Annotated in this window: 1 protein-coding gene (running past one end of the window); it reads left to right on the top strand. The window is 71.7% G+C overall.

Translation table 11 applies throughout. The annotated features are described in order from the left end of the window. The first annotated feature begins 139 nt into the window (after positions 1-139). Positions 140-23,536: the 5' portion of a hypothetical protein gene (locus ACFVSU_RS02200; protein WP_387137409.1), read on the top strand. Its footprint extends 14,049 nt past the window's final position; the window shows 23,397 of its 37,446 coding nt (coding positions 1-23,397); the start codon lies at positions 140-142; its stop codon lies off the right edge, out of view.

Raw genomic sequence — 23,536 nt, 5'->3', positions numbered from 1 at the left:
GACACGCCGAAGAAGTTTCGCGACACGCCGCAGAAGTCCAGATGTTTGAGGAAATCTGCTTGTAACCGATCCGGCGTCGGTGCCATACTCGGCCACGTCGACCCCGCCTTCGGGTGGTGGGGTCAGGCGTGGGGGAATCATGCCGTCGGGGGCAGCTGAATCGGGTGCGCGCAAGAGCGCTGCTCGTCGGCGCGCGCACGGTGCCGGCTCCGCCGCCGTCGCCGCCCTCGTGAGCGTCGCCCTCGTCGTCGCCGGCGTCGTGCCGGCGCATGCCGCCACCCCGGAACCGACCGCGGTCGAGCGAACGCCGGCGGCGCCGGCAGCTCCCGCGACGACTCCTGGTGAGACCCCGCCCGAGATCGTCCACCTCCGCGACGCCGAAGTCGTCGTCGTCCAGGTGCTTCCCCGCGACGAGGCCCGTGCCGCGCTCGATTCCGTCTTCGCGGCCCAGGAGGAACGGCGCACGGAGGCGGCTCGTCGCGAGCGCGTGGTGCGTGCGGAGCAGAGCGCGTACGTCACGGAGCTGGCCGTGGCCCAGCAGGCCGCGCAGGCACAGGCGGAAGCGGATGCGAAGCTGCAGGAGGCGCTCGCGGCGCTCGCCAAGGCGCTTTCCACGAGCCAGTGCACCACGGTCGGCGGGACCAACGGGCAGCCCGCTTCGATCTCGTGCCCGATGGAGAACGGCGATGCGACGATCTCGGGCGACGACGGCGCGGGAGTGACGACGCCCCCGCCGACGCCGACGCCGACTCCGACCCCGCCGCCTGCGGCCGAGGACGACGACGCCGTGCAGCCCATGAGCGCGTCCAGCACGCCCGGCGATCCCGTCGGCCCCGACCAGTTCCTCGGCGCGGGCGCGCTCGCGGGCGCCCTGGCGCAGGTCCTGGGTGAGTGGGCCGGCGCGGGAGCGGACGTCTCGGGCATCACCGCGTCCGTCGCCTCGCTGCCTGACGCACGCCTCGGCGAGGCATCCGGTCGCGCGATCGTGATCGACGACGACGCCGCCGGGTGGGGCTGGTCGCGCATGGACCTCCTCACGGTCGTGCGACACGAGGTCGGTCACGCACTCGGCGCCGGTCACGGCGGCGGGCTCATGGCCGAGACGCTGTCGCCCGGTGAGAGCCGCGGAGTGGACGCGTCGATCCTCCCCGCGCCCGAGCCCCCCGCACCGGCTGAGCCGGCGCCGGCGGAGCCCGCCCCGACGGAGCCCGCCCCGACGGAGCCCGCCCCGGCGGAGGTGCCCGCTCCGGTGGCCGAGCCGACGGCCGAGACGCCGGCCGCGCCCGCCACCGTGGAGCAGCCCGCCGATGCGACGACCGATGCGACGACGCCGAAAGCCGCGGCGGCGCCCACGTCGGCTCCCCTCGCCTGGAACGTGGCCGACGGCACTGCCACCCTCGCCCTGACCGCGGCCGAGGCCGCGGCCGGCGGCATCGCCCTCGTCGGAGGGCGCATCGTCTTCACCTCCGGCTCCGGCGCGACCGTCGCCGTCGAGGCGCAGGGGCTGACCCACGTCATCGTGCGCGGCGTCGACGGCGCCGCGTCGTTCACCGTCGACCTCACCGGCATCGCCGGACTCGCACTCGCGATCGACGGCGCGCTCGACGCGCTGCTCGTGAAGGGCCTCCCGGCTGCCGTCGTGCTGTCGGGCACGCCCGCCCGGCTGCGGCTGGACGCCTTGGTCGCGAGCCTGACCTTCCTCGCCCCGCGTGTGGCGGCGCTGATCACCGGCCAGAGCGCCGTGGCGGTCGAGGGCACGGTCGTCCTTCCGGGCGCCGACCTCACGATCCAGGCGCGATCGATCACGGTGCGCTCCGGCGCGTTCGTCGACACCACAGGCACCGACCGCGACGGGGCGATCACATTCGTCGCGAGCGACGCGAGCACGCACGGCGAGGATGCCGCGGCCTCCGTCACCGTCACGGGTGCGCGGCTCTCCGGCGGGGAGGTGACTCTGCGCGCCGACTCGACGGATGCGACGGGCCCGTGGTCGTCGTCGTCCGCCGGAGTCGCGGTGGTGGACTCCGCCATCGCGGCGACCGGCGACGTGCTGCTCAGCAGCTCCTCGACCACGGCCTCCTCCGCGAACGGCCTCGCCGCCCTGGTGAAGAACCAGTCGTCGGCCGTGACGCGCGTCGGCGGCAGCACCACGATCACCACTCCCGGCAGCGTCCGCATCGAAGCGCGCAACGCGGCGTCCGCGAGCGCGATCGCCGCAGGCGGCGCCGGACTCGGACTCGCCGAGGCGGACCTCGTGCGCGTCACGCACGCCGTCGTCGAAGGCGATCAGTCGATCACCGCGGCGCGGCTCCTCCTGCTCGCGACCGCCGCGGGATCCCTGCGCGTCGTCGCGGCGGGCACGGGCGGCTCGGCCCCGGCGCAGTCCGAGCTCAGCGAGGCGGCGCTCGCGGCGAACCCGCACGCGGGAGCGGTCGCCGTCGGCCGCGCGTTCCTCGAGACCATCGCGCGCTTCGCCCCGTCGGCGAAGGTCGATCTCGACGACACGAAGGCGACGGTCCAGGCGGACTCGTCCATCGACGCGACGGCGGAGGCAGCCGACGGCATCACGGCTCTCGTCGTGCGCGAGGTGTCGGGCGCCGCAGTGGGCGAAGGAGCCGCGCTGAGCGGCGTCTCAGATCTCACCCTCCGCGCCACCGCGCGCCACGCCGTCGCCGCAGACGGCGGCGCGGGCTGGGCGCTCGTCTCGTCGACGGCGCTCACCTCGGCCTCGATCGACGGCGGCTCGCCGCTCGCGGTCGCCGGGGACCTCTCGCTCCGCGCCGAGCAGACGGCGACCGTCCGCGCCGCCGGCGCGGGTGCCGCACTCGCCCTGGGCGTCCACGACGCCGCGGTGCGGCTGGCGCGCGGCGCCGATGTCGCGGGTGCGGTGGAGCTCGCGGCAGTCGGGCAGTCGGACGCCACGGCTCTCGTCACGAAAGGCCGTGCGGTCGCCCCATCGGCCGCGGTGTCGGTGCTCGCGGGCCTCGGCGGGGCGACGACGTCGATGCCCGCGCTCGCCCCGACCGCTCTTCCGCTCCGGGCCTTCGGCGGCGTCGCGATCGCCGCGACGGTCACCACCTCGCTCGGCTCGCTGGGTGCCGCTTCGGCGCCGCTGCGCTCCGGTGGCGGCGTCAGCCTCGCCGCCGTGAGCGGCGGCTCGACCACGTCCGGCGGCGCGGGCGCCCTCGGCGGCGAGACCTTCCTGCTCCCGTCCCTGTTGCGTGCCGCAACGGTGCGCGTGAACAGCCACATCCTGTCGGGCGGCGACGTGGTGCTCCACGCCGGGCGCGGCCCCCCGGCGTCCGACGGACCCGTCTCCCTCCGCGTCGACGTCGACGCCGCCATCACCCTCCTCGACCCCACCGCCTCCCTCGAGATCTCGCCCTCCGCGCAGACGCCGGCGATCACGCCGCCTGCAGGGGCCATCCTCGTCTCCGCCGCCGCGGGCGGCACCGTCACCCTCGGTCGCGCCACCCTCTCGTTCGCCGCAGGCGCACTGCCCGCCGACGCCTGGGTCACGATCACCGCACGGGATGCTGCGGTCCCCGGCATCCTCACCCGCTCCGCCGTCTTCGACCTCCGGGCATACGACGCCCGGACCGGCACCCTGATCTCGACCTTCCTGATCGATCCGGTGCTGACCATCGCCGTCGCGAGCACGATCGGCCAGCCGCGCATCTGGTACGTCGCACCGGACGGCTCGGTCCAGGCGATCGCGACCACCGCGGATGCCGCAGCCGGCACTCTGACCGCCGCGCTCCCCCACTTCTCGGACTACGTCGCAGGCTCCCCGCTGGCCGGCATCGTCGGCATCATCGTGCAGCAGCTCGAGGCGTACGTCGCGAGCCACCCGTACGACCAGGACCTCGACGACATCGTGCTCGGCGACGCACTTTCGCTGACCGGCATCCACCTGTCCATCTCGCTGAGCGGGCTCACCTCGCCGTACACGGGGACCGCGAGCTTCACCGCGACGCTCCGGCTCGACCTCGCCGTCGGCGCTCTGCGCATCCAGGCGAGCGCCGCGGTCAGCGCGACGTACACGCTCGCGGCCGCGACGACGCTCGACGCCGGAAGCCTGCTGATCACCCTGGGTCCGGCCACACCGGACACGTCGTTCGGCATCTCGGTGTCGGCGGGCGGCACCGACATCGCGGAGCTGGCCGTGACGTCGGCCACGCTCAGCCAGGACGGCTCCGACCTCACGATCACGGCCACCGGGGTCTCCGCCGCCTTCGGCGACGCGGTCGAGATCACCGGCGGGACGCTGCGCCTGGTCTCCCGCGACGACACCGGCGACGTCGACTTCACGCTCACCGGCGGCACCGTGAGCTTCAGCGCCGGCGGCTCGGGCCTGACCGTGTCGAACGCGACGTTGAGCTACAGCGGCGCCGACGGCCTCGCGCTGGCGGGCGACGTCGAGCTGGACATCGCCGACACCACGCTCACCGGCAGGGTGCGCATCACGCACGCGGCGGGCGTCACGACGCTCATCGTCAGCGAGCTCCGGGCGACGCTCGCCTCGGGCAGCGCGCAGACCCTCGACCTCGCCGACGGCGGCGGCACCCTCGTGCTCGCGCCCGCAGGCGTCAGCGGCGTGCTCACCGCGACGGTCGTCGCGACGGGCTTCGTGACCGCCACACTCGCGGGCCGCGTCGAGATCGACACGGCCGCCGGCACCACGGCGGTCGCGATCGCGGCCCGGAACCTCGGCATCGACCTCGGCGGCGGGCTCGCGCTGTCGGGCGCGGTCGTCGGGCTGTACGTCGAGTCATCGGCCACCGGAACCACGATGGCGCTCGACGCGAGCGGCACGGTGTCCCTCACCGGCTGGACGGACGTCGCGGTCAGCGGCCTCTTCCGCGCGCGGGTGAACGGGTTCACCGGCGCGGTCGACGAGGTCGTCGCGCTCGGCGACGGCACCGGTGAGGTCGCGATCGTGTTCGCCGCGGCCGAAGGCGACTCCTACAGCGGGGCCGGCCTCACGATCACGGTGCTGGGGCAGGCGATGACGGGCGACCTGCAGTTCGCCACCACGGCCGATGGATTCACCGTGACTGTCGCGAATCTGTCGCTCGCCTTCGGCGCCGGCGCGGCTTCCGCCCGCTTCGAGAACGGCGCCGGCACCCTCACCCTCGACGGAGGCGAGGCCGCCGCCACGCTGACCGGCGACCTGCGGATCGCGGTGCCCGGTCTCGCCCTCGACACGTCGCTCGACCTCGACCTCAGCACGGCCGCCGCGGATGGCCACGTGCGTGTGAGCGGAACGGGCGTCATCCTGACGCTGGCCGGACAGCAGATCACCTTCGACGAGTTCACGGTGGAGCGCGCTGTCGTCGACGGCGCGACCCAGACGCGGATCACCGTCGCGGGCGGCGCCTTCGCGATCACGTCGGGCACGACCGACCTCCTCGCCCTCTCGGACATCACCGGATCCCTGACGATCGCGCCGACGGGCGTCGCCGGGCGGCTGAGCGCGGGCATCACGTCCGAGGTCACCGGCTTCTCGTTCGCATCGCTGGTGGGCGTCGCGGTGAACACCGGATCCGCCGCCGTCGGCGATCTGCCCGCCGGACCGTATCTGCGCATCGAGGCCACGGGCACGGTGGTCACGGTCGCGGGTCAGGAGCTCACCGCCGACCTCACGTTCGAACGCGGCGTCGACGCCGCCGGCACCGTGATCATGCGCGCCGGGGTGGCGAACGGCCGACTGGTGTTCTCCGCGGGCGGCGCGCCCGTCGTCACGCTGACGAAGGGCGCAGGGGCGCTCGTGATCTCGGCTGCCGGCGTCGCCGCCTCGTTCACCGGAGTCGTCGCGGTCGCCCTGCCGGGCGTCTCGTTCACGGGCGCCCTGGCCGTGCGGCTGAACACGACCGGTGCGGACGTCGACACCACCGTCACCGTGGGCGCGACGGACGTCGCGCTGGTCCTCCCGGCCGGAGGCGCGAGCTACCTCCAGCTGGCGGGCACCGACGTCGTGCTCACCATCGCCGGGCAGCGCCTCACCGGCTCCGTCTCGGTGGAGCGCACCGGTGGCGTGACGACGATCGGCATCACCGACGGCAGCCTCGCCTTCGGCGACGGGATCCTGACGGTCACCGGTGTGACGGCGACGCTCGGCGTCGGCGCCGGCGGCGTCTGGGGCTCTTTCACCGGTACACCGGCCCTCGTCCTTCCCGGCGTGGGCATCAGCGCCGGCTCGCTCACCGTGGAGTTCAACACGGACACCGCGGCACACAGCGCGATCGCGCCCGGTGCGTTCCGAGTCGGAGCCTCCTCCCTCGTGGTCACCGTCGCGGGGGTGTCGATCACCGGCACCGTCTGGTTCGAGCGGACCGTCACGTCGGGGTCGGCCTCTTACCGGGTCGCGGTGACCGGCGGCACGGCGAGCCTCGGTTCGTTCGTCTCGGTCTCGGCCATCACGGGGGCGTTCGTGATCACCCCCGCCGGCGTCGCCGGCAGCATCTCGGCGACCGCGAACCTGAGCGTGCCCGAGTTCCTCTCCGTGACGGGAACGACGGTGAGCGTCGCGGTGAACACGACGCCGGGGCCGCTCGACGCGGGAAGCGGCGTCCTGCCGGCAGGACCGTATCTTCGCGTCGAGGTGTCGGGGCTCACCGCGGAGATCCTGGGGGCGGGCACGATCGAGGGCTCGTTCGCCTTCACCCGATCGACCGCGCCGGGTGGGGTCCCGGAGACGATCGTCGCGATGACGGGAGTCGCCGTGACGCTCGACGGCGACTCCGACCCTTCGCTCTTCGACGGGTCGGGTGCGCTGATCCTCCGCGCCGACGGTGTCGCGGGCTTCCTGTCGGGGTCGGCGTCGCTCGGCGGCGGCGGGGTGTCGGTGGACGGCACCGTGCTGCTGCAGATCAACACCACGGCGGTCGCCATCGACACGGTTCTGCGCGTCGGCGGCTCGGACCTGGTCTTCAAGCTCCCGGCGCCGGCGAGCGGCGACATCATCTTCAGCCTGACCGCGTCGGACCTCACCCTGACGATCGGCGATTTCGTCACCATCGAGGGCAACCTCACCTTCAGCGACACGGTCATCGGCGGCGTGCCGGTGCGCGTGGTCGCAGCATCCGGTCTCACGATCTTCCTCGGGCGAGGCCCGGCGTTCCTCGAATCCGGGGCGCTCAACCCTCTCGCAATGGGAGTGCTCCTCACCGACGCCACGATCGGCCTCGTCGAAATGGGCGGAGGCCACGCGTTCGTCGCGACGGGCACGGTCAGCATCATCGGCGTGCCCGGCGTCACCATCACGGGCACGACCAGCGTGCGCGTCAACGACACCGGCCTGGCGGTCACCCAGACCATCGAGATCCCCGGCAGCACCGCGCCGGGAGTGCTGGTCGATTTCGCCACGGATGCTGCGATCACCGAGTTCGTCGTCAGCGGAGCGACGCTCGCCTTCGGCGGGCAATCGCTGAGCGGCACGTTCTCGTTCGGCCGTGACGGCACCGATCTCACCCTCTCGGTCAGCGACGGGGCGATCGCCCTCGGGGATGCCGTCGCCGTCACCGGTATCCAGGGCGATCTCGTCGTGCGCTCCGGCGGCGTGGCGGGCACCCTGAGCGCCACGATCACGATCGCCGCGCTCGGCGTGAACGCCGTGCTCGCCGAGCTCGCGATCAACACGTCGGCGGCCGCCGTGACCGTGGGCGCCGCGGCGCTCCCCGCCGGTCCGTACCTGAGGGTCGCGCTCACCGGCCTCGACCTCGCCGTGCTCGGTCAGACGATCCGCGCCGACATCGCCGTCGAAAGGGTGACGGCCGGCGGCGTCGCCACCACGGTCGTCGGGCTCACGAACGTCGCGCTCTTCCTCGGCGACGACGGCGGTACCCCTGGTGACACCGGCACCGCTCTCGACGACGACCTGGGCGTGCGGCTGAGCGTGGGATCCGGCATCCTCGTGCTCACGGCGGCAGGCTTCGCCGGACGCATCGACGGCACGATCTCGGTGCGCCTCGGCGCCGACGCGAGCCTCGAGGGCGAGCTCTCCCTCGTGCTCAACACCACCGGAGCGCGCGTGCAGGCGTTGGTGGTCGTCGGAACCACGGCCCACGCGCTCGACGTCGCCGCCGGTCCGTACCTCCGCTTCGAGGGAGCAGGCCTCACGCTCGAGGTGCTCGGCCAGTCGCTCACCGCGAACATCGCGATCGAGCGGGTCACGCCGCTCGGCGTGGGGGGTGCGCCGGACACCACGAAGGCTCTCTTGCGGGTCGCCGCCACGGACGTCGAGCTGCGACTCGCCGGCGGCGCCCTCGTGCTGTCGCGCGGAGCCGCGCTGATCCTGCTGTCGTCCGCGGGCGCCTCCTCGACCTTCGCCGGCCGCATCACCGGTGACCTGGCCCTCGACGTCCCCGGCGTCGCCTTCTCGGCCGGACTGGCCGTCGAGTTCAACACCGGAACGGATGCCGTCGACCAGACGTTCCTCGTCCGCGGTCAGACCCTGACGCTCGCCCTCCCGGCGGGCGGCGCGACCGGCTACGTGCGGGGCGCCGGCACGGCGGTCGCGGTCACGATCGCCGGGCAGACGCTGACCACCGACATCGAGGTCGTCGACGACGGCGGCACACTGACCCTCACCCTTCGCAACACGCGGATCGTGCTCGGCGGGGCGGCCCCGCTGCTCACGGTGAGCCAGCCGGCATCCGGCACCGGCTCCACGGCGACCATCGTGCTGGCACCCGAGGGGGCATACGGCGCGATCACCGTCGCCGTCGCGTTCGGGGTCTCCGACATCGCGGTGACGGGCACCATCACCGTCGCCTTCAACACGACCGGCACGGCGCAGACCGTCGCCGGGTGGTCGGAAGCCCTCCCCGGCGGCCTGATTCGCGTCGGCGGCGAGAACCTCACCATCATCGTTCTCGGCCAGTCGCTCAGCGCCGACGTGACCTTCGAGCAGGTGGCCGGCGCGACCGGCACGGTGGTGCGGGTCGGCGTCGCGAACGTCGCCCTCGCCCTCGGCCCGCTCACGGTGAGCGACGGCTCGGGGCTCTTCGTCGTCACCCCGAACGGTGTGGCCGGCTCGCTCTCGCTCACGGTCGGCGTGTCGGGCTCGGCCTTCTCCCTCGATGGCTCCTTCGAGCTGCAGGTGAACACGACCTCGCTCGCGGTGAACGACACGCTCCAGGTCGGCGCCGGCACCGTGACCATCGACGTCCCCGCGGGGCCGTACCTGCGCATCGCCGGTACGGGGGTCGTCCTGACGGTGCGGGATCAGCGGATCCGCGCGGATGCCGCGTTCGAACGCGCGACCTCCTACGGCGCCGACGGCGTCGCGGGCGGCACCGACGACTCTGTGGTCACCCGCATCGCGCTCACGAACGTCTCGGTCTCGATCGGGGCGGGTTCCGCGGCGCTGTCGCTCACGGGTGGCGAGGCGCTCTTCGTGCTGCCGTCGACCGGCGGACTCGCGGGCCGCGTCACGGGCGCGGCCGCGCTGACCGGTGTGCCCGGCGTCAGCATCGCCGCGACGCTGACGATCGAGATCAACACCACCTCCGGGGAGGTCGACGAGACCGTCCGGGTGGGTACGGGCACCGTGTCGGTGAACCTCCCCGCGGGCGGATCGGGCGGGTATCTGCGGGTCGTGGGCGACGACGTCGCGATCGTCATCGCGGGCCAGACCCTCGCCGGGGACATCGAGGTCGTCACACAAGGCACCGCGCTCACGCTGACGGTGTCGAGCGGCGTCATCGTGTTCGGCACCCCGACATCGCCCCTCGTGCGCGTCACGGGCATCCAGGGGTCCTTCCGGATCACGGCCGCCGGCATGGCGGGCTCGCTGGCGGCCACGCTGGAAGTCACGGTGCCCGGGCTGGCGGTGAGCGGCGACGTCGCGGTGCAGGTCAACTCCGGCCTCGCCGCGGTGACGCTCGACCCGGGTGGACCCGCGGAGGTCGTCGTGCAGCCGGGCCTCAAGATCGAGGTGACCGGCGCGAGCATCACGGTCGCGGGCCAGTCGCTCGGCGCCGCCCGCGTGCTCATCAGCCGCACCCCGACCGGCGAGGTCGCCTTCGCGGTGACCGACCTCACGCTGCAGCTCGGGACGTTCGTGAACGTCACCGCGGCGCACCACTGGTCGGGGGCCCTGATCGTGACGCCCGGCGGTGTCGCTGCCGGCTTCTCCGGCAGCGTGACCGGGATCTTCTCGCTCCCCGCGGGTCTCACGCTCGGCGGCGACATCGCGTTCGCGATCAACACGTCGACCGCGGCGGTGCGCCGCACCGACCTGGGCATCGACGTCCCCGCCGGCCCCTTCCTGCACTTCTCCGTCACCGGCGGCGTGCTGGGCGTCGCGGGCGGCCCGTCGTTCTCGGGGAACTTCCTCCTCAGCCGTACCGCGACCGGTATCACGACGATCGCGTTCAGCGACGTCTCGGTCGCCCTGACGCCCGAAGGCGGCGACGGGCTCGAGATCGTCGACGGTCGCGGCGCGTTCCTGTTGACCACCGGCGGCATCGTCGGCACGTTCTCCGGCGCCATTGCAGCCGCAGCGGGCGGGCTCGAAGCCGAGGCCACCGTCGCTGTCCGGTACAACGGCACCACGCAGCCGCTCAACCAGACGATCACGGTCGGTGGAGTGGACGTGCCGCTGGTCTTCGCGGCCGACGAGATCGCCGACGCCGGAGGCGCCTTCATCGCCCTGGCGGTGTCGGGCTCGATCAAGCTCGGCGACTTCGTCGAGATCATCGGCAGCGTCGACTTCAGCGGCGCCGAGCTCGCGGTGTCCGACCTCACGGTCTTCGTCGGGCAAGGTCCCGGATTCGTCGAGGACGACGCACGCAACCCCTTCGCCGTCGGCCTCTACCTGACCGGCGTCAACGGCTTCGTCAAGGGCACCACCGGCAGCCGCGTCGTCGCGATCTCGGGAACGGTCGAGCTCGTGGGCATCCCGGGCGTCACGCTCGCGGGCACGGCGTGGATCTCCTACAACGAGACCACCACCGAGCAGGTGCTCGGCACGGGAGACGATGCCGTCACCGTGGCGGAGGGCGCAGCGGGAGCACCGCATCTGCTCGTGGTCGGCGACCTCACTCTCGCGGTCGCCGGGCAGGAGCTCACCGGCACGTTCGCCTTCGAGACGCTCGCCGGGGGCGGGCTGCGCGTGCGTTTCGGGGCCGACGCCCGCGACGGCGGGTCGCCCCTCACCCTCAGTCTCGGAGACGGCGTCGCCATCGCCACCGTCGCCGCCGGGACGCTCGAACTCACACCGCAGGGCCTCGCGACGGTCCTGGTCGCGAATCTGACGCTCAACGCGGGCGACGAGGTCGAACTGACGGGCGACATCGGCCTGCAGCTCAACACCTCGACGGCGGCCCGCACCGTCGGCGGAGTGGTGCTGCCCGCGAGTTCGCTGCGGGTTCAGGTGGGCACCCTCGCCGCGCCGGCGGCCCTCACCATCGCCGGACAGACCCTGTCCGGAGTCTTCGTCTTCTCGCAGGTGCGCGGACCGGTGCTGCCGAGCGCTCCCCCGGGCACTCCGGCACCCAGCACGACCGTGATCATCGCGTCGGCGCTGACGCTGTCGCTCGGCACCACGACTGCGGGCGTTCGGCTCACCGACGGCTCCGCCGTATTCCTCATGCGGGACTCGGGGCTCGCCGGACGCATCACCGGCACGCTCCGATTCCTGGTCCCCGGCGACGCCGTGCGGTTCAGCGGCACGTTCACCGTCGCGGTCAACTCCGGCCCTGCGGTGGACGAGAGCTTCCAGGTCGACGGAACCACCGTCGCGCTCGACCTGCTCGCCGGCCCCTTCCTCCGCGTCGAGGGCACCGATGTGGCGATCGTCGTCGCGGGGCAGCGGCTCTCCGGCGACTTCACGTTCACCCAGTCCGGAAGCGGCCCGTCGGCCACCACGGTGATCAGCATCGCGGATGCGAGCGCCGGCTTCGGCGACGGCACCACGGACTTCGTGTCGCTCACCGGAGGCGAGGGTGAGTTCGTCCTCAGCGCCACCGGCGTCGCCGGCACCGTGAGCGGAACCCTCGCGGTGACGCTGCCGGGGATCCTCGTGAGCGGCGACTTCGCGGTGGTGCTCGACACGACCGATCCGGCGGCGAGTTCGATCTCCGTGGCCGGCGAGAACATCACCATCGACATCGGCGGATTCCTGCTCACCGAGGGTGAGGTCGGCTTCTCGCAGCGCACCGTCGGCGGCGTCAGGATCGTCGACATCTCGATCGCCGCGGTCGCCGACTTCGGAGCGCCGATCGGAGAGCTCTCGCTGACGGGAGCGCTGCAGATCGGCGCGACCGGGCTCGCCGGCATCCTGACCATCGAAGGTGCGAGCATCTCTCTCGGCGGCGGTGTCACGGTCGCGGCGTCCGCGCTGCGGTTCGAGATCAACCGGTCGACCCAGGCGATCGTGCTCGCCGATCCCTCGCACACGCGACTGGAGGCCGGGCCGTACCTGCGGATCGCCGGCGAAGGCATCGCGGTCGTGATCGGCGACGTGACCCTCACCGCGAACCTGCTGTTCCAGCAGGCGACGTCGAGCGGCGGGTCGGCGCGCACCGTCATCGCCGTGGCCGGAGGCGAAGTGCGGCTGGGATCCGATGCGCCGATCCTCACCGGCGTCGAGGGGATCATCGTCCTGACGCCCGCCGGCATGGCGATGCGTCTGGGCGGGACGCTCGACCTCGGCGCACTGCTGCCGTCCGGGGTGACGATCGCCGGCTCGTTCGCGCTGGCGATGAATCAGTCGGCCACCCCGGTCACCGAGTCCGTGACCGTCGGCGGACGCACGGTCGCGCTCGATCTGCCCGGCAACCTCGCCGTCCGCGTGGGCGGCACGGGCGTCGTCCTCGCGATCGCCGGCCAGTCGCTCACCGGCGACTTCGCGTTCGAGCGCTCCGGGACCACGACCACGATCGTGCTCACGAACGTCGGCCTGCGGATCGGCGACGGCGGGACGGACATCCTGACGCTTGCGGCTGGCGCGGGCACGCTCGAGCTCGGCGCGACAGGGATGTTCGGCTCCGTGTCGGGCACCGTCGCGCTCACCGTGCCCGGCGTGACCGCCTCCTCCGCGATGACCCTCTCGATCGACACGCGACCGGCAACCAAGGCCTTCGCCCTCTCGGTGAACGACCTCGCCCTCGATCTCGCCGGCCAGACGCTCACGGGCGACTTCACCTTCGAGCAGGCGGGCGTCGGCGCCTCCCGCGTCGTCAAGGTCACCGCATCCGACGTCCGGCTCTTCCTGGGCGACCCGAAGGGCGCCGGTGACGCCGATGACGTCGGGCTGCGCCTGACCGGCGGGACCGGCGCGTTCCTGCTGACCTCCGCCGGCATGGCGGTCGACGTCTCGGCGAACATCGCCCTCGTCGGGCTCGACGCCATCCCGTTCTCGCTCGGCACCGGACTCGCGATCCGGCTGCAGATCAACACCGCGCCCACCGCCGTCAAGACGACGCTCGGCGCACTGAGCCTCGACCTTCCGGCCGGCCGATTCGTACGCGTCGAGGTGACCGGCGGGGTCACGGTGTTCGGCCAGTCACTGTCGGGCACCTTCCTGTTCGAGCAGGTTCGCGGCGGCGGAGCCGACGGGCGCGCGGGCACGTCCGACGACGTGAACATCCTGCGCATCGCGGCGACGAATGTGGCGTTGTTCGTGGGCGACGACGGCGGAACCCCCGGCGACTCCCCTGCCGACGTCGCAGACGACATCGGCATGCGGCTCACGGGCGGCACGGCTCTCGTGCTCGTGACGAGCGCCGGCATCGGCGCGTCGATCTCCGCGACGGCGTCGATCCGCCTCGGCCCCGGCATCCAGGCCACCGCGACGGTGGGCGTGCAGATCAGCGACATGCGCCGGACCGTCGGCACCAAGATCGTCCCCGTCGCGGTCGACGAGGAGTTCGTCGTGGGCGGTCAGACGCTCACGCTCGAGCTTCCGGCCGGTCCGTACTTCAGGGTCGGGGTGACCGCGCTCACGCTGACGATCGCCGGTCAGCAGCTCACGGCCGACATCTCGTTCGAGAAGTCCACGGCGATCGGTCCGGACGGCAGCGTGGGCACGCCCGACGACGTGACCACTCAGAAGATCCGCTTCGCCCACGTGTCGCTGCGCCTCGGGACGCCCGATCGCGACGTCGTCGTCGTGCGCGACGGCTCCGGCGCCTTCGACATCGTCGGCAAGAGCGGGACGGTCGCCGGCGGCATCGCGGGGCGCATCCAGGCGACGGTGGAGCTGTTCATCCCCGGCGTGTCGTTCTCCGGAACGCTCGAGGTCCAGATCAACACGCTCCTCAACCCGTACCCGGTCGACGGCGCGACGATCGCCTCGGGGCTCAAGGTCGCGGGGCTCGACATCTCCCTCGAGGTGATGGGGCAGCGCCTCACGGGCGACTTCGCGTTCGCGAAGGAGACCCCGAGCGGCCGGATCACTCTGGCGCTTTCCGACGTGGTGCTGGAGCTCGGCGACGGCACCCGCACCTACGTGACAGCCACCATCTCGTCGGGGATCATCGAGGTGACTCGCAGCGGCATCGCCGGAGCGCTGATCGCCGGGATCACGCTGAACTCCGCCGTGCTGCCCGGCGTCACCGTGGACGCCGACGTCATCGTCCAGGTCAACAACACGACCGTCGACGCGAACCCGTCGCTCGAAGTCGGCGGATCGACGGTCGCGTTCTCCATCCCCAAGAACACGCTCCGCGTACAGGTGGGCCTCGTCGGCGACCCGGCCGCGATCGGGATCCTCGGCCAGACGCTCAAGGGTGTCGCCGTCTTCGAGCAGACCAAGACCGCCGCCGGCGCCAAGATCGTGCGGATGGCCTTCACCGACGTCGAGCTCTTCCTCGGCGACCCGGGGGCCGACCTCGCGTCGACCGCCGACGACGTCGGGGTTCGGCTGACGAACGGGCGCGGCGCGTTCATCATCACGCCCACCGGCATGGCGGGCGAGATCGCCGGCAGTGTCACCACCCCGGGACTGCCCCTCACGATCACCGCCGACCTCACGCTGCAGCTGAACACGCTCGTCACGAACGGCCAGGGCGTCGTCGTGAACGAGGTGTTCCAGTTCGCCGGAGTCTCGGTGACGACGGTGGCCGACGGCAAGGCGGGCTCGGCCGAGGTCCAGCGCATCACCGTCTCGGCGCCGACGGGCACCTTCACGCTCGCGATCGACGCCGACAAGGACGGCGTGCTCGAGGCGAGCGAGATCAGCGGTCCGATCGACGTCGGGGCCGCAGCATCCGTCGTCGATGCCGCGATCGAGGCGCTCCTCGACTCGGATGCCGCCACGGACCGCGTGACGGTCGCTCTCGCCGGCAGCCAGTACACCGTCACCTGGAACGCGAACGGCAACCAGGCCGCCCTGCAGGCCAATGTCCGCGTGCTGCGGCTCCCCAAGGGTCCGTTCCTGCGCGTCGCGGCCGAGAACATCGAGATCGGCATCCAGAACGGCACCGAGACCCTCACGATCACCGCGGACTTCGCCTTCGAGCGGATCGGCTCGGGCGTCAACCAGGTCAGCAAGATCGCGCTCGCGAACGTGACGCTCGACGCCGGCGAGGACACCGGCGGCGACAACCCCGGCATCGTGGAGGGCTCCGGCTTCTTCGTCGTCTTCTCCCCCGGCGCCACGACGTCGACCAGCCCGGTCAGGACGACGGCCACCGGAGGCATCGCGGGCATCATCACGGGCAAGGCCGCAGTCACGGTGCCGGGCTTCTCGGCGTCGGCCTCGCTGGGCTTCACCGTGAACACCACGGGCGCGGAGGTGACGCAGTCGATCGTCGTGGGCGGCGAGACCCTCACGCTCGACGTGCCCGCGGCGCCCGTCTTCCAGTTCATCGTGCAGGACCTCGACTTCAGCTTCGGGGACGTGCTCGAGATCCGCGCGGGTCAGTTCGCGATCAGCGGCGATGCGTTCTCGGGGTCTGGACTCGAGATCTTCATCGGATCGGGGCCGTCGAAGCTCGCGGGCGGCGGGCTCAATCCCGCAGCCGTCGGCGTGCTGATCCGCAACGCCTCCGTCGACTTCAAGCGCGACGTCACCGGATGGGCGCTGCGCGCGACCGGCGAGCTCGCCCTGCTCGGGCTCGACGGGCTCAACATCGTCGGCACGGTGCAGTTCCAGGTGAACACCTCCGACGCCACGACCTTCACCTTCTCGAGCGCCACCGGATCGGGTGCGAACGCCATCGCCTCCGGCTCCGTCGCGGCGGGCGCTTTCAGCTTCGCCGCGACCGGCATGGAGATCCGGGCGGGCGACACGGTGAGCCTGCGCGGTTCGCTCCGCATCAACCGTCAGATCGACGGAACGCTGGCGCTCGCACTGTCCAACGCCTCGATCTTCGTGGGCTTCAGCGCCACGAGCGTCGCGAGCATGAGCGGCTTGGCGAGCTTCACGATCTCGCCGGTCAACGGCTTCCAGCTGGTGAACTTCAAGCTCGCCGCGTTCTCCATGCTCTCGGCGATGCCGGTCGCGCAGACCGCCTGCGTCGCGGCGGATCCGCGGCCCATCTGCTCCCAGCCCGCCCCGGTGGTGACGGCGGATCTCGTCAACCCGGTCCGCGGCTCGGTGTTCAACGGATCGAGCATCACGACGCTGCGGGTGCGCTTCACGCCCTCGAGCGGCACGATCCTCGCGACCTCGGTGACCGACGTCGACCCCGAGTTCTCCATCAGCGTCGCCGGCGCGTCCGGCACCTGGACGCCCGGCACGGCGGTGGCGGTCGCCGGGATGGCGAATACCTGGGACTACGCGATCACCGGCCCCGCCCTGCCCGGCGCCGCGATCGTCACGATCACCTTCATCGACGGCAGCGTGACCGCGGGAAGCGCGTCGCTGGTCGGCGAACAGGAGCAGTTCTTCCGGCTGGCACCCGTCGCGCCGGGCGGAGTATCCGCCCCGGTCGCGTCGATCGCCACGCCGGCGATCAGCCTCGCCCAGCTGAACGCGCAGGGCTACATCGACATCACGTTCACGAACCTGCCGAAACCCGATGGGGCGGGCGGCACGCTCCCCGCCGACCCGATCGACAAGGGACCGATCGAGAACGCGACGGTCGCGCCGTTCACGATCAGCGGCCTCGTCGGGGACCTCGAGATGACGGGGTCGCGCCCCACGATCGTCGGAGCGCCGCTCCTGATCGCCGGCGCCGCCGCGAGCTCGACCAGCGTCACCTACCGGTACTTCCTCAAGGACAAGAACCCGAACAACACGCTGGGCCTGTTCACCGGCACCGGCACGATCTCGATCGTGCTCGACCGCGATGCGATCGTGCAGTCCGGCGGGCCGACGCAGGGGACGCAGAGCCTGTCGGTCACCGTGTCGCCCGCGGCGGCCGGAGAGATCACGACCGGCGGTCCCCTTGCACTCGGTCCGCTGACGCTGCAGGGCCCGACGATCGGCCTCGGCGGCTTCGGGTTCGCCGACGGAAAGGTGCTCGTCTCGGTGATCGTCGGCGTCCAGCGGGCTTCGCTCGCCTTCGGCGGCAACCCGACCACGGGGCAGCAGTCGGCGGCGCAGACGAACTCGGGTGTGACGGTCGACCTCATCGGCATCCAGGGCTCGTTCGAGCTCGCCGTCGACGTGTTCGGGCTCCTCGGCGGCAACGTCGACATCCGCCTCACCGGAAAGTGGGGGCTGCAGGTCGCCGCGCTCGACGCGCAGATCCCCGGGGTCGCCCGCCTCCAGGCGACAGGCATCAAGATCGCGTACGACCCGAAGGGGGCGATCGACCAGGAGATCGTCAAGATCAACACCGCCACGATCACGCTCCCGTCCTTCGGGATCACCGGGTCGCTGCGGCCCTACAACCCAGCCGCGTCCTCCAACATCACCGCCAACAACGACGTGGCACTCGGGGCGGGACTCATCCCCGGACTGACCGTCTACGGCAACGGCTTCCGGCTCGGCACGGCCGAGCTGGCCTACGGCATCGCCCCGGCGGCCGGCGGCACGCCGGATCCGGGCAACGCGCTGGCGCCGACGGCGGCGGACCGGAAGATCACACTCGGCGGGATCCTCGAGCTCGACGACATCCGTGTCGGCGTCTCCGGCCTCGAGGTCCGCTTCCCGCCGGCCGGCGCGCCGAGCTCCGAGACCGCCGGGTTCACGGGCCAGATCTACATCGCGACCGGCGGCGCCAAACTCTTCCCCGGTCGCGCCTACGGCGCCACCCTGACCGACCGTCTGACGGCAGACGACCGTCGGCCGGACGGCTCGCCCGACGACGAGGCGTTCCGCATCGCGCTCACCTTCAGCGGGGGCAAGGTCGACGCGTTCCAGCTCACCGTCGACACCCTCGAGATCCGCCTCGGCACGTACGTGACCCTCACGGCCCGCGACTTCCGCCTCGACACCGGTGCCGAGGGCGCCGAATACATGGTCCAGCTGCAGGCCGTCGGCGCGAAGGTCACGATCGGCTCGCTCGTGATCGCGGGCGAGGGCCGCAACTTCGCGATCACCGGCGACGGCTCCTTCAAGGCGCTCCCGGGCTTCGGAGTGTTCCTCTCGGTCGGCTCCGCCACCGGGGACAGCTTCAAGTGGCCGGCGTTCCTCCCGGTACGCATCGACGCGATCGGCATCCAATGGGACGACATCGAGAACCGCCCTGGCGACTTCGTCTTGATCCTGTCGGCCAGCGTGACCGGCATTCAGGGGCTGCAGGGCCTGCAGATCACCGGCGCCATCCAGGGCATCCGCATCCAGCCGTCGCTGCTGCTCGAAGGCAAGTTCCCGATCATCGGCATCGACTCGATCGGCGTCACCGTCAAGGGCAAGATGTTCGGCGGCGAGGTGTCCGCCGGGCTGGTCGGCGGCATCCTGAAACTCGATTCGAACTACTCGATCATCGGCGTCTTCGACACGACGACGGCGGTGCATCAGCGTGTGTTCTACCTCGGCCTCGAGGGGACGATCTCGATCGCCGGCCTCGCCGGGTTCGGCCTGCGACTGGGCCTTTCCGAGCTCGGTCCGCTGCAGGTCTACATCACGGCGAACATCCCGGGCGGCATCATGCTGGTGCCGCAGATCGGCCTGGTGCTCAACGACTTCGCCGCCGGCGTCGAGTTCTTCAAGACGCTGCCGTCGATCGAGGATCCGTTCGCCCTGCGCTCGTCGGCCTTCCAGCTGCCGACCGTGCTCTCGGCCGCCGAGTGGCTGCTGTCGCTGCAGAACCAGGTCGCCCTGCAGGCCCGGACGATCTCGACGAACCCGGGCCAGAGCGGCTTCGCCGCCGCGTTCACGTCGCCCATGGTGATCACCGGGTCCGCCCGCATCTATTCGATCTTCACGTCGCAAGCGGTGTTCAACGGTCAGGTGATCGTCAAGATTTCGACCGACGGCAAGATCCTGATCATCGGCAAGCTGAACTTCGCACAGGACAACATCTCCATCAGCGGCCGCCTGTACGCGGATCTGTCGAAGGTCGCCAACGGCGACGCCACGGTGCTCTTCCTCGCGGACTTCCCCGACCAGGTGCGACTGCTGACCATCTACGGGAAGCTCAAGATGGGCTTCCGCGACTCGTCCGGCAACGAGGTGGCCTTCGACGTGGTCGAGGGTGCGGACCCGATCGCCACCGGCACCCCGCCCGTGATCGACCTCGGAGGTCCGACGACCAACGGCGGCACGATCGACGTCGGCGTCGTCAACGGGGCAGCCGGTTCGACGAAGTACCTCGACATCTCCTACACGCCGGCGGCCGGTGCGAGCCTCGACCTCGCGAGCGTCCTGACCGACCAGGTGAAGTTCACCCTCACCCGCGGGTCCGACCCGCCGCGGGTGTTCACCTTCACACGCCCGGTGCCGATCCTGGCGGTGACCACCGCGGGTGGGATGACGCTCGCCGAACTGCAGGTCGACAGCACGGGTGCCTTCTACATGGCCGACGGCGCACGCGTCGACGTCCTGACGCGCGCCTCGCTCGCCGAGACCCAGGGAGTCGAGGCCGACGCCATCACCGACTCCGAGCTGCTCACCGCGGCAGTGCGGATCAGCGGCACGACCCGTTTCCGCTACGCGATCGGCACGGACGACCTCGGCATGGGGCGCTGGGTGATCGACTTCGCGCAGGGCGCGGTCAAGAATGCCGACCTCACGACGGCCGCGGGCACGACGGCCGGCGCCCCGAGTGCCGCCACCCAGCTGTCCTTCACCGTGACCGGTGCGACCGCGGTCATCACGAACCCGACCCCGGGCGCCTCCGTCGACATCAACGTCGTGAACGGCCGGGCGTGGATCACGGTCACGTTCACCAAGCCGACGCTCTTCACCATCGACCAGGCGTCGATCACCGATCTCGCCGCCGAGTTCCAGCTGTCGGGCCCGGGCCTCGGCACGATCCAGCTCGACGGCACGCAGGCGCCGCAGCTCGTCGACACGACCGCGACCACCCTGACGTACCGCTACTGGCTCACCGGCCGCTTCGCGACCACCGGCACGGTCAACCTCACGTTCCTGTCGGGCAGCTGGTCGTACCTGTTCACGCTCAGCGGTGCGCTCACCGTCACGGATGAACCCACCGAGACGGGCGCGGGCAGCGTCGGCATCCTCTTCCCGACCGGTGGACAGCTCGGGCTTCCCGTCGGCTTCACCGTCGACCCCGATTCCGTCATCAGCCGCCTCGCCGGCCTGACGCTCGGCGGCACCGGCTGGGCGCTGACGCGCGACGCCTCCGCGCCGATCACGGCGACGGGAACGCCCGGCGAGTTCCGCATCCCGGTCATCGTCACCACCGTCGGCAGCGGCGCGCTGACCGCCACGCTGGCCGCGAGCCCGCTCGGTTACCGGGGCACCGTCTCGGCGGGCGCCCAGTCGGGACAGACCCTCACCGTCACGCCCACGGCGTACGTCGACGTCGATTTCGATGCCGCGGTGAACGGCCGGAACCTCGACATCGCGTCGATCCTCGACCTCGCACCCGAGTTCGAGCTCTTCGGCGAGGGCCTGGGCACGATCGTGCTCGACGGCGCTCGAGCGCCGGCGCAGATCAACGGCGCGCCGGCCGGCAAGCTCCGCTTCCGCTTCTGGGTCACGGGACAGTACGAAGCAGGCCTCTCGGTGCAGCTGACCCGGCTCGCGGGCGGCTGGTCGTACCTCGCGGCGGTCGCCCCGACGGCTTCCTCCCTCACGGCACCCGCACCGGCACCGCAGCCGCCCCTCGCGTGGAGTGCGGAGATCACCGTGACGTTCCCGGATGCTGCGGGCGCGGGGCTTCCGTCCGGCTACGCGGTCGATGCAGCATCCGTGATCAGCCGTCTCAGCGCGCTCGTGTTCACCGCATCGGCCGCCGGGTGGACCGTAGTGCGCGACACGTCGCGCGCCATCCGTGCGGGCGCAGGCGCCTTCGAGTTCATCGTGCCGGTCGTGGTCGAGCGCGAGACGGCGGCCACCGCGACGTCCTCCGTCACGATCGCCGCGGTGCAGGTCGCATACTCGGACACCACGACGCCGGTTCCGGATGCCGCGTACACGGCGCCCGCGCGCGACTACATCGACGTGCCGTTCGCGGTTCCGACGGGACTGCTCATCGACACCGCCACGCTGATCGCGGGCCTCCCCGAGATCACGCTGCAGGTGAACGGGGCGACCGTGACCCTCGGAGCGCGCACCCTGCTGTCCGTCGAGGACGGGGTCGTCTGGGTGCGCTACCAACTGGCCGTGGCGCTGGCGGCAGGCGACGACGTGGAGGTCACCTTCCTGGCCGGCGGCTGGTCGTACACGCTCCCTGACGGCACCACCGCCTACACGGGCGCGCAGCCGTCCGCGGGCACGCAGGCGGGGGTCCCCCAGGCGGTCACGGTCAACGCGGCGGACCGTCAGGTCACCTACCTCGACGTGACGTTCATCCCGCCCGTGTCGGTCGGCGGCATCACGTACGCGATCGTCCCGGGCTCGGTCGACGGCGACGAGTTCGTGCTCAGCGGCCCCGGGGCGAACGGCGTGCAGATCACGGGCGTGGTCCCCCTCGGCGGCAACACCTGGCGGTTCCTCCTGCGCGGCGCCTTCCTCCCGGGCCGCGTGGACGTGGTGTTCGACCTTACGGCGTTCACCGTGAACCCGGACCGTGGGCCTCCAGCCGGCACGACCCTCACCCAGTCCTTCCAGGTCGTGGGCGCCACCGGCGACGTCGTGCAGACGGTGCCCGACAACCCGTCCACGCCGAACACGAACGAGGCGACGGTCCGCCAGATCGCCGGTGCCACCATCGGCCGAGACCTCGTCAACGGCCTCAAGTACTTCGAGATCCGCTTCCGCGGCGCCTCCGGCTCCGGCATCGACCACTCGACCATCAACGGCGATGAGCTCGAGTTCCGCGACGCCGCCGGCAACCTCATCACCCTCTCCGCGCCGGTCCGCGTGGGAACGAGCGACACCTACCGCTACTCCTTCACGGCGAACCTCGCCGTCGGCTCCTACACGATGACGTTCCGCGCCGGCAGCTTCGCCGACATCGGCGGGGTGCTCAACTCGGCGGAGACCGAGGCCTTCACGGTCACCGCCCCGACCGCAGCGCTCATCGACCCTACCCCGGGGTCCGTGCTCGACGTCAGCAAGCTGGCGCAGCGCGGCTGGGTCGACATCACGTTCCACGCCCTGGGCGGCCTCCAGGTCGACGCCGCGACCATCACCGACGCCGACTCCGAGATCGTCGTCAAGGTCGGCACGACCGAGCTGGATGTGATCGGGGCCGCGCTCCTCGTGACCGGCACGACGTACCGCTACTTCTTCTCGGGTCACGTCTCCGGTGACATCACCGTGTCGTTCGTCGACGGATCGTGGAAGAACACGCAGGGCGTCATCTACTCGGCCGCAAGCCACCCGGCGGCAGCGTCCGCCGAGGCGAACCTCACCGACGCCGTGATCCGCCCGCGCACGTGGATCGGAGTGCGTCTCACCCCCGTCGCGGGCGCGGCCGTCGACACCACGAGCCTGGGCGCCGACGATCTGACGCTCACCGGCGGCGGGACGCAGGCGATGACGTACGCCGGGGTGCAGTTCGGCGACGGCATCGCCCGCTACTCGTACACGCTGGCGTCCGACCTGACCGCGGGCACCGTCACCGTGACCTTCGCGCCGGGGGCATGGCGCGACACGGCCGGAAACCTCGCCGACGGGGGCGCGCAGAGCTTCAGGCTGATCGTGCAGGGCACATCGTTCTTCATCGAGCTGTCCGGCGGGATCATGCTGCAGGCGGGCGACTTCATCGATGAGCCGCTCCTGCACATCCACGCCGAGGTCGTCCTCGAGATCGACACGACGCGCAACCTGTTCATGCTGACGTTCGTCGGTCAGATCGAGGTCTACAAGCTCGGCACCCTCGGTGCGACCGCCGGGCGCTTCGTGCTGCTCGTCGGCGACGAGTCGACCAACCCGATGCACCCGATCCCGCAGTTCTGGGGCGTCGCGTCGGTCGAGATGAACTTCGAGTTCCTCGAGCAGTTCGGCATCCACCTCGACGGCTCCGCGCAGCTGCGCATCAACCTCACGAACGAGGTCAAGACCGAGGTCATCACGCTCCCCGGCGTCGGTCCCGGCGGCTCCGACCTGACCGAGACG

The sequence above is a fragment of the Microbacterium sp. NPDC058062 genome (assembly GCF_042885375.1).
GTDB classification, from domain to species: Bacteria; Actinomycetota; Actinomycetes; order Actinomycetales; family Microbacteriaceae; genus Microbacterium; species Microbacterium trichothecenolyticum_C.
Note: the sequence above shows the minus strand (reverse complement) of the source record. Positions and strands in the feature narration are given on the sequence as shown.